Here is a 9,825-nt window from a genome sequence, read left to right as displayed (position 1 = left end):
AACTCGACACAGCAGTCCAGCCACGATCAGACTCGCCTCTACCGCTTAACTGAACGGCATTGCGTCATGGCCCGTGTCAGTCTTCCCGGCAATTCGACGGCGTAGGCAGTTCTGGATCGATGAGGAAACCACCTCGAGTGATCGCTGCTCACGTATTGGCTGCACGGACCGATGGCTTTTCTCGGCTTCGTGTGTGACGAGAAGGGGTCCGGTCAATGGCGACGGAAAACGCGAATCAGTCGGTAAAAAGCCCTGCCGGCCGTGATCATCTCCCCTTTACCGGAGATGAATATCTCGAGAGCCTCAACGACGGCCGCGAGGTCTGGATCTACGGGGAGCGGGTGGAGAACATTGCCGAGCACCCCGCCTTCCGCAACTCCGCCCGCATGATCGCTCGCATGTACGACGCCCTGCACGACCCGGCGCGCAAGGACATCCTCACCGCGCCCACCGAGGGGGGAGGCTTCACTCACCGCTTCTACCAGGCGCCCAAGAGCGTCGAGGAGCAGGTGGCCTCCCGCGACGCGATCGCCGAGTGGCAGAAGATCGCCTGGGGCTGGATGGGCCGCTCCCCCGACTACAAGGGCTGTTTCCTCGGCACCCTCGGCGCCAACGCCGAGTTCTACCGGGGGTTCGAGGACAACGCGCGCAACTGGTACCGCAAGGCCCAGGAGAAGACGTGGTACATCAACCACGCCATCATGAACCCCCCGGTGGACCGCGGTATGGGCGCGGACGCGGGCAAGGACGTCTTCATCCGGGTCACCAAGGAGACCGACGCCGGCTTCTACGTCAAGGGCGCCAAGGTGGTGGCCACCGGATCGGCCCTGACGCACTACACGTTCGTCGGTCACGTGGGCCAGGTCGCCGTGCAGGACCCGGCCTTCTCGCCGGTGTTCATCACGCCCACCAACGCTCCCGGCGTGAAGCTGATCTGCCGTACGTCCAACGAGTACCGCGCGGCCGTGCTGGGCAGCCCGTTCGACTACCCGCTGTCGAGCCGTCTGGACGAGAACGACGCGATCCTGGTCCTCGACGACGTGTTCGTCCCCTGGGAGAACGCGTTCATCTACAACGACCTGGAGCAGGCCAACAAGTACAACATCCACTCCGGCTATCTGGAGCGCGCCTCCCTGCACGGCTGCACCCGGTTCGCCGTGAAGATGGACTTCCTGGTCGGCATGCTGGCCCGCGCCCTCGACGTCACCGGAGCGGGCCAGTTCCACGGCGTCATGTCCCAGCTCGGTGAGGTCATCGCCTGGCGCAACACGTTCTGGGCGCTGTCGGACGCGATGGCCAAGAGCGCGGTGCCGTGGAAGGGCGGCATGATCCAGCCCGACCCGCAGTTCGCCGGCGCCTACCGCGTGATGAACCAGCTGGCCATGCCGAAGATCAAGAACATCATCGAGCAGGTCGTGGCCAGCGGCCTGATCTACCTCAACTCCCACGCGAAGGACTTCAGGACCCCCGAGATCCGCGGCTACCTGGACACCTACCTGCGCGGTACGGGGGGCATCGACGCCGAGGAGCGCGTCAAGGTCATGAAGATGCTCTGGGACTCCATCGGCACGGAGTTCGGATCCCGCCACGAGCTGTACGAGATCAACTACATCGGCAGCAACGACGTGACGCGTCAGACCAACCTGTTCGGCGCCCGGGGCAGCGGTCTCCTCGACTACTGCAAGGACTTCGCCCAGAGCGCCATGGACGAGTACGACCTGGACGGCTGGACCGTGCCGGACCTGAAGGGCCCGGACGACGTCAGCATCCTCAAGGGCTGACCGTCCGCGGGACTCCCGTCCGCGGGACTCTCACCCGCGGGACTCCCACCCGCGAGGCTCCCGTCCGCGCGGCTCCCGGCCCAGCGGGAGCCCCGGCTCATCCGGCGGCGATGGTTCTGTGCGCGCCGCCGCGCTCTCATCCACCACAGGAGGACCCGTGGCTACGGCAATCGATGCTGCCCAAGTCACCTACGAGGCACCGGATCTCGAGGTGATGGAGAAGTTCCTGACCGCGTTCGGCATGGTGAAGGCCGAGGGCAGCGACGACCGGACCCTGTACATGCGGGGAACGGGCACTCAGCATCACATCCATGTGACCCGCAAGGCCGGCAAGCAGCGCTTCACCGGTGCGTCGATCGAGGTCGCCGCCTACGACGACCTGGTCGAGCTCGCCGCGAAGCCGGGGTCCTCCCCGGTCCGGAAGTCGACGGAGCCCGGCGGCGGCCACGAGGTCTCGATGACCATGCCCGACGGCATCGGGATCCGGGCGATCTGGGGCCGGGAGAAGGCCGCGCCGATCCCGGACCGGGAACCCTTCGTGATGAACAACGTCCGCGACAAGAACCGGGTGAACGCGGCCGTCCGCCAGCCCGTCGCGCCGTGCACCATCGCACGCCTGGGTCACTTCGTGCTCCACGTGAAGAACCACGACGAGTCGATGGCCTGGCTCAACGAGCGCTTCAACTTCCTGCCCTCCGACTACTTCGTCCCGCCGGGCGAGGAGGGCCCCGTCGTCGGCACGTTCGTCCGGCTGGACCTGGGCGAGCAGCTCGTGGACCACCACTTCATGCTCGTCCTGCAGTCGGACTGGGTGGGAGTCCACCACAGCGCCTTCGAGGTCACCGACATGGACGCGGTGATGTCGTCGCACGACTACCTCGTCCAGCAGGGGTACACCCTCGACGTCGGAGTCGGCCGCCACCTGCTCGGCAGCCAGATCTTCGACTACTGGAAGGACCCGTTCGGCTTCCGCATCGAGCACTACACCGACGGCGACATCGTCGACGGCAACCACCGGCCGACCAAGTTCAACGGTACGGCCAGTGACACCACCCAGTGGGGGAACCGCCCGCCCCTGGAGTTCTTCCAATGACCGGTACAGCGCGCGCGCACCGCGCCGAACCGCTGCCGGAGCCGGTCCGCGCCCAGCTGATCGGCGCGGGTTCGGCCACCGTGGCCAACATGCTGCTCCGGCGCGGCCTGCGGAACGTGATCATGGCCGGCGTCCGGCCGCTGGCAGCCGGCCAGCAGCCGCTGGTGGGCACGGCCTACACCCTGCGGTTCATCCCCGCACGTGAGGATCTCGACACCCTCGCCACCTACTCGAGGAGCGACAACCTGCACCGGCGGGCGATCGAGGAGTGCCCGCCCGGCGCGGTCCTCGTGATCGACGCGTTCGGCAGCACGGCCGCCGCGTCCATGGGCGACATGATGGCGGCGCGGCTGAAGCACCGCGGTGTGTCGGGTGTCGTCACCGACGGCGGGTACCGGGACTCGGCGGCCGTCAGGGAGACCGGCCTGCCGTGCTACCAGCGGGACAACGCCCCCAAGGCGACCCCCATCGCCCTGCACCCGGTCGCACTGGACGAACCCGTCGGCTGCGGCGGAGTGGCGGTCTACCCGGGCGATGTGGTGCTGGGCGACGGCGACGGCGTCGTGGTCATCCCCCAGGACCTGGCCGCGGAAGTCGCCGCGGAGGCCGCCGAAGCCGCCGCCTACGAGGAATTCGCGGCGCTGGAAATCCAGCGCGGCCGGTCCCTCTTCGGGCTCTTTCCGGCCACACCGGAGAGCCGCCAGGAATACGACACGTGGGTGGCCGCCGGCCGCCCCGGACGGGAGTGAACAGTGGACATCGACCCCGCGGCCATGAAGTCGCTCGAGATCCTGATCCATGCGGCAGACCTCAAGGACGAGGACTGGATCGACTACCCCGACTACGGGTTCCGCCAGTACTTCCTCCACAAGAACCCGGACACCGGCGCCAGCATCGCCCTTCTCGAGTACGACAAGGGCGGCACCATCCCGACCCGGCACACGCACGCCTCGAACCAGTTCATGTACTGCCTCGAGGGCGACTACGAGTACACCGACTCCGGCCTCCGGCTGCGTCCCGGTTCCTTCTACATGAACCCGAAGGACCATCCCCACGGCCCGACCCTGGCTCACGAGCGCAGCGTGCTGATCGAGATCTACGACGGCCCGCACTACTACGAGAAGCCCGAATACCACACGGACGAGACGATCGGCGACTTCCTTGCCAAGGAGTGAGGTGCCGGCCCGTCCGACGTATTCCCGCCGAACCCGCGACGTTGATGGAAAGCGATGATGAGCGAAACCACCAAGACTCTGTTCGACACCGACAAGGTGCTCGCCGAATTCGGCCTGGACCAGGTGCATTCCGGTACCTACGGGGACTCGATCGGCTGGGGAACCGTCGAGGGCCGGCCGGTCATCGAGGCGCAGTGTCCCGCCGACGGTGAGGTCGTGGGCCGGATCGCGGCCTCGGACGGGCAGGACTACGAGACGATCGTGGCCGCCGCCGTCGAGACCCAGAAGCGGTGGCGGATGGTGCCGCCGCCGCGACGCGGGGAGTTCGTGCGCCGGATCGGCCTGCTGATCGAGGAACACATCGACAGCCTGGCCGCGATCGTCTCGCTGGACACCGGCAAGTCGACGATGGAGGCCAAGGGCGAGCTCCGCGAAGCGGTCGACATGGCGACGCTGGCCGCCGGTCAGGCGCGGATGATGTACGGCTACACCCAGCAGTCCCAGCGGGTCGAGCACCGCATGTACGACCAGTGGCTGCCGCTGGGCGTGGTCGGTCTCATCAGCGCCTACAACTTCCCGGCCGCCGTCTGGGCGCAGAACGGGTTCCTCTCCGCGATCGCCGGCAACACGGTGATCTGGAAGCCGAGCCCCAAGGTTCCGCTGACCGCCGTCGCCGTGCAGAAGCTGGTCAACCAGGCGGCGGCGGAGCTGGGATGCGAGGGCGTGTTCTCCCTGTTCATCCCCGACGACAACGCCGTCGCCGAGAAGCTGGTCTCCGACACCCGCATCGCCATGATCTCGTTCACCGGTTCCACGACCGTGGGGCGCAAGGTCGCCGAGATCGTCGGATCGACGCTCGGCCGCCGGTACCAGCTGGAGTGCTCGGGCAACAACGGCTGCATCGTCGACGAGACCGCCGACCTCGAACTCGCCGCCAAGGCACTGACGTTCGGCGTGGTCGGTACGACCGGCCAGCGGTGCACGAGCACCCGCCGCGTCATCGCCCACGCGAGCATCGCGGACGAGCTGGTCGAGCTGATGAAGAAGGCCTTCGACCAGATCACCATCGGGGACCCCCGCGACCCGGACACCGTGGTCGGCCCGCTGATCGACCGGAAGGCGGTGGAGGACTACCGGAAGGTCCTCGCCGGTGCCGAGCGCCAGGGAGCCACCGTGGCGTACGGCGGCAACGTGATCGACCGCCCGGGTCTGTACGTCGAGCCGGCCATCGTCACGGGTGTCGAGCCGCACTTCGAGATCGCCCAGTCGGAGACCTTCGTGCCGATCGTCTCCGTGCTGACCTACGACGATCTCGACGAGGCCATCGAGATCCACAACGGCGTCGCCCAGGGTCTGGCCTCGGGCATGCACAGCACGAACCTGACCCACATCGAAACGTTCCTGTCGGCCCGGGGCAGCGACTGCGGCATCGTGCGCATCAACATGGGCACCACGGGCGCCGACGTCGGTTCCGCGTTCGGCGGCGAGAAGGAGACCGGGGGCGGCCGCACCGCCGGTTCGGACGCCTGGAAGGGCTTCATGCGCCGCCAGAGCGTCTGCGTGAACTGGGGCGGGACCTCCGCCTGGGACAACCGGATCGACCTGTGAGGACCACGGCCATGAAGAAGCAGCGTTTCATCTCCGACGCCGTGCGTGAGCCGGCGGACAAGATGTGGTCGAACTGCCTGCGGATCGACGACCTGATCATGATCTCCGGAATGACGGCGCGCGGGCAGGACGGGGCGAGCGTCCTCGGCGACACCGCCTACGACCAGGCCAAGGTCGTCTTCCAGAAGATCAGGGATTTGGTCGAGGCGGCCGACGCGGTCATGGACGACATCGTCAAGATGACGATCTTCGTCACGGACATGCGGGACAACGCCGGGGTGTGGAAGGCCCGTCAGGAGTTCTTCTCCGGCGACTTCCCGGCCTGCTCCCTGGTCGAGGTCTCCGCTCTCGCCAAGCCGGAGATCCTGCTCGAGATCGAGGCCATCGCGGTGGCCGGCTGCAGCGTCGACTGAGCGCTCTCAGCGACATCAGGCGCGTCCCACTGTGGAAAGTGGCCGTGGGCGCCATATCCCTCGGGGGTAGGAACTGTGTCCTCACCAACCAGAAATCCCAGATCCACCGATTCGGCACTGGCGGCTGCGGCGGAAGACCATGCCCTGGTCAGCGTGCCGATGTCAGAGCGAAAGAGCGGCTATCAGCTCTCCCTCAGTCCGATCAGTGTCGCGACCGCGCTCGTTATTTTCGCCATCGCCGGCTTCACGGTCGTGCTCGCCGGTTTCGCGGTCGGCATGATCGTCGGCGTCCTCGTCGCGGGCTTCGCCGTGCTCCTCGGCAAGGCCCTCGGGCGGATGGCCTTCGAAACCGGCATGTCGAGCACCATCACCTCCCGGTTCTTCGGGTTCGGCTTCATGGGCTCGTCGATCGGCTCGATCATCTTCGCGTTCATGATCCTCGGCTTCCTGGCCATGGAGTCCGCCCTCCTCTACCAGGGCACGCTGCTGATGTTCGACCTGCCTGATTCCTGGCTGGTGCGCATCCTCATCTACGGCCTCATGACGCTGGCGTGGATCACTCTGGCCATCTTCGGCCTCAAGCTCGCGCTGCGGGCGTCGGCCGCCCTGACCGCCGTCACGCTCCTGGTCACGCTCTACATGCTGATTCACATCTACGTGATCCAGGGCGCCAACCCGATGGACGTGTTCACCTACGGCGGTGTCGTCCCCGGCGGCCTCTGGCCGAAGTTCGAAGCCGCGATCGGGGTCATGGGCGCCACGGCGGGAACCATCGCCCTGGTCACGACGGACTTCGCCCGGTACTGCCACACGCGCCGCGATGTCACCATTCTGGCCGCCTCCGGCCCGATCACCCAGAACGTCGTCATGACCGTCCTGGGATCGCTCGTCGTCATCGGCGGCATGCCCGAGGTGATCAACCACCTCATGGCCAACGACGCCGGCCTGAGCGAGGAAGCGGCCGGCGCCGCGGGCAGCACGTACGTCATGGAGAACACGGGTGCCTTCTTCGTCATCTTCGCCGGCTGGATGGGCTTCATCACCATCTACGCCGCCCAGGCGAAGGCGCAGGCCATCAACGCCTACTCCGGCTCGCTGTCGCTGGTCAACCTGATCGACTCCCTCACCGGGTGGAAGCCGGGCCGGGCGGCGATGGTGGTGATCGGAAACGTCATCGCCCTGGTGATGATCGCCGTCGGCATCCTGGAGCAGTTCGCCGCCTACCTGGCGTACCTGGGCTCCATGACGCTCGGCATGTGCGGTGTGATGATCGCGGACTACTACCTGGTGCGGCGCGCGCGGTACGACCGGGCCACCCACCGGGTGGAGAAGTGGAACTGGGCCGGCGTCATCACGCTGGTGCTGTCCGCCGCCGTCGGCACGGTCCTGATGGCCACCGACGTCTTCGCCCTCGGCTTCCTGGTGTCGTTCGTGCTGGCCCTGGCCGCCTACCCGGCCCTGCGGAGCCTGCTGCCCGAAGGCACCGGCACCACGTTCGTCGCGGGTGAGGAAGCCGTCGAAGAGGCCGTCTGACCCCGGCCGGCGGCCACGACCCCACGGCACGTGGCCGCCGGCCCACCCCGGCCCGCATGGGCCGAACCCACGATTTCCAGGAGGTTCGGGATGACCGACATCATGTGGGACTCCGAGATCTATGAGAAGGCCGCCGACGCGAAGACCCTTGCGTCGAGCGCCGCGATCCCCTCGCTCGCCGATCCCCGCCTGCTTCGCAACACCCTGGGCAACTTCGCCACGGGCGTCGTCGTGCTCACGTACCGATCCGGCGACAGCTACTACGGCGTCACCGTGAACTCCTTCACCTCGGTGTCCCTGGATCCGCCGCTGCTGCTGGTCTCGATGCAGCGGAACTCGAGGGCCCTGACCTATCTGCTCGAGCGGCCCTTCGCGGTCAACGTGCTCGGCGACAACCAGCTCGACACCGCGCTCCACTTCGCGGGCAAGCCGCAGGACGCCCACCTCATCGAGTGGGTCGACGACGACAACGCGCCGCGGATCAACGGTTCGCTGGCGTACTTCCAGTGCACTCCGTGGGCGGGCTACGACGGCGGGGACCACGTCCTGGTCCTCGGGCGCGTGATGGCCTACGGCCAGCAGGACGACACCAACCCCCTGCTCTTCTACCGCGGTCAGTGGAGCGCACTGGCCCAGGAGAGCGGAACCGCCGGCGGCGGTGCGCAGTCGGAGAGGAGCCGGTCATGACGGTCCAGACCCAGGTGAACGAGGACTTCTCCGGGCTGCTGAAGCAACTGGACGCGATCTACCCCCTGTTGCAGAGCGAGGCCGCGGACGGCGAGCGCCTGCGGCGTCCGACTCCGGTGGTGCAGGACGCGCTCCGCGACAGCGGAGTCTTCACCTTGATGGTGCCGGCCGAACTCGGCGGCATGGAGGCGTCCCCCCTGCAGATCCTGCAGGTGATGGAGAAGCTGTCCCACGCCGATGCCTCGCTGGGGTGGCTGGTGCGCGCCGTGACGAGCGAGACGGCGGTCGCGGCCACGTACCTGGGCGACGAGGCGGTGGCCGAACTCTTCACCGAGGACACGTTCCCCCTGGTGGCGGGTCAGTCCACGTCGTTCACCGGCCGGGCCGTACGGGAGGACGGCGGCTACCGGGTGAACGGGGCCTGGCAGTTCGCGCCCGGGGTGTCCATGGCCACGCACCTCAATCTCGCGGTGACGGTCCACGGGACGGGAGAGCGGCTGGTCTGCCTGGTTCCCCGCTCGGCCCTGCGGATCAGCGACAACTGGGACATGCTCGGGCTGCGGGCGACCGCGAGCCTCGACTACCGGGCCGAAGACCTGCTGATCAAGGACGCCTACGTCTTCCGCCCCGGCCCGGAGCACGCCCGACGGGGCCGTTCCCTGCACGGCCTGAGTCCTGCTCTGCTGGCCGGCCTGCACCAGGCGGCCTGGTCGCAGGGGGTCGGGCGGCGCATGCTCGACGAACTGCGCGAGCTGACGCAGCGCAAGGATCCCGCCGCGGGGTCCCCGGTCACCAGCGACGAGTTCTTCGCGGAGTACGCACGGCACTTCTCGCACGTCCGGGGCACGATGGCACTGCTGCGCGAGACCTGGCGCGAGAACGAGTCGACGCTCGCGGCGCAGGCCCAACTGAACGACGAGCAGGAGACGATGTCGCGGCTCGCCTGCAGCCTCGCCACGCGGACCGCGCTGGAGATCAGTCAGCTCGTGCACCGTTTCGCGGGGGCCCAGGTCATGCGGGACGGCGCGCTGCAACGCTTCTTCCGCGACAGCCATGCGGGAAGCCAGCACCGGGGCTCCTCGCACATCGTGACGCAGAAGTGCGGCCGGATCCTGTCGGGCACTCTGCCCGCCGGATCGCACTGGGGGTTCTTCGATCTCGTCGTTCCCGAGCAGACCGCCGTCGGTGCCTGAGGCGTGATCCGACCGCGTCCCCGGCGTGCCCCCGCTCTTCGCGAAGTTCACCGACACCTTGACCGGCCCCGCTGACGCGGTCGCGGCCGCGTGCGTGTCCACCATGCTGCCGCTCCGCCCCGGAGACCCGTCCTGACCGGTACTCCCGGAGGAGCGGGGAGGGTTCGCGCCCCGCAGCGGTATCTGAAGCCCGGGACCTGGTCGAGGTGGCCATCGGCGGTATCGGCGCGGTGTCGACGCCGGTCGGCTGGGCGCTGTGCCGGGGCGTCGTGCGAAGTCGTCCCTTCGCACGGCGCCCCGGCATGCCGCGTTCCACGGAGCGAGCCGGGTGTGGCCCGGTGC

9 protein-coding genes are annotated in these 9,825 nt (G+C 67.9%); all 9 read left to right on the top strand.

The window, feature by feature from the left end; all coding sequences use genetic code 11:
• Positions 1-215: 215 nt before the first annotated feature.
• The 9 genes from ACFPZI_RS03125 (at position 216) to ACFPZI_RS03085 (ending at position 9,483) form a co-directional block, all read left to right on the top strand.
• Positions 216-1,781 carry a 4-hydroxyphenylacetate 3-hydroxylase N-terminal domain-containing protein gene (locus ACFPZI_RS03125; protein WP_381357832.1) on the top strand — a complete coding sequence of 522 codons (1,566 nt, stop codon included), beginning with the start codon at positions 216-218 and terminating at the stop codon, positions 1,779-1,781.
• Positions 1,782-1,938: 157 nt separating this feature from the next.
• Complete coding sequence (locus ACFPZI_RS03120) at positions 1,939-2,874, top strand: VOC family protein (protein WP_381357829.1); 936 nt, start codon at positions 1,939-1,941, stop codon at positions 2,872-2,874.
• Positions 2,871-3,623, top strand: a complete 753-nt coding sequence (locus ACFPZI_RS03115) for an RraA family protein (RefSeq protein WP_381357827.1) — start codon at positions 2,871-2,873, stop codon at positions 3,621-3,623. Before ACFPZI_RS03120 ends, ACFPZI_RS03115 begins: the two co-directional genes overlap by 4 nt.
• A gap of 3 nt (positions 3,624-3,626) precedes the next feature.
• A complete protein-coding gene (locus ACFPZI_RS03110; protein WP_381207444.1) occupies positions 3,627-4,049 on the top strand; it encodes a cupin domain-containing protein in 423 nt (140 codons plus the stop codon).
• 57 nt (positions 4,050-4,106) lie between these two features.
• The gene (locus ACFPZI_RS03105) at positions 4,107-5,657 is read left to right on the top strand and encodes an aldehyde dehydrogenase family protein (RefSeq protein WP_381357824.1); all 1,551 of its coding nucleotides are present in this window, start codon (positions 4,107-4,109) and stop codon (positions 5,655-5,657) included.
• An 11-nt stretch (positions 5,658-5,668) separates the two neighbouring features.
• Positions 5,669-6,070: a RidA family protein gene (locus ACFPZI_RS03100; protein WP_381357822.1), complete on the top strand. Its 402-nt coding sequence runs from the start codon at positions 5,669-5,671 to the stop codon at positions 6,068-6,070.
• 159 nt (positions 6,071-6,229) lie between these two features.
• Positions 6,230-7,603: a cytosine permease gene (locus ACFPZI_RS03095; protein ID WP_381357819.1), complete on the top strand. Its 1,374-nt coding sequence runs from the start codon at positions 6,230-6,232 to the stop codon at positions 7,601-7,603.
• Positions 7,604-7,693: 90 nt separating this feature from the next.
• Entirely contained in the window at positions 7,694-8,290 is a 597-nt protein-coding gene (locus tag ACFPZI_RS03090) for a flavin reductase family protein (RefSeq protein WP_381357816.1), read from the top strand.
• Positions 8,287-9,483: an acyl-CoA dehydrogenase family protein gene (locus ACFPZI_RS03085; protein ID WP_381357813.1), complete on the top strand. Its 1,197-nt coding sequence runs from the start codon at positions 8,287-8,289 to the stop codon at positions 9,481-9,483. Before ACFPZI_RS03090 ends, ACFPZI_RS03085 begins: the two co-directional genes overlap by 4 nt.
• Positions 9,484-9,825: the final 342 nt, after the last annotated feature.

Origin of the sequence: Streptomyces chlorus, assembly GCF_042655885.1 — a bacterium.
Taxonomy (GTDB): domain Bacteria; phylum Actinomycetota; class Actinomycetes; order Streptomycetales; family Streptomycetaceae; genus Streptomyces; species Streptomyces chlorus.
The sequence above is the reverse complement of the archived record's forward strand: the minus strand, read 5'-3'. Positions and strand labels throughout refer to the sequence as shown.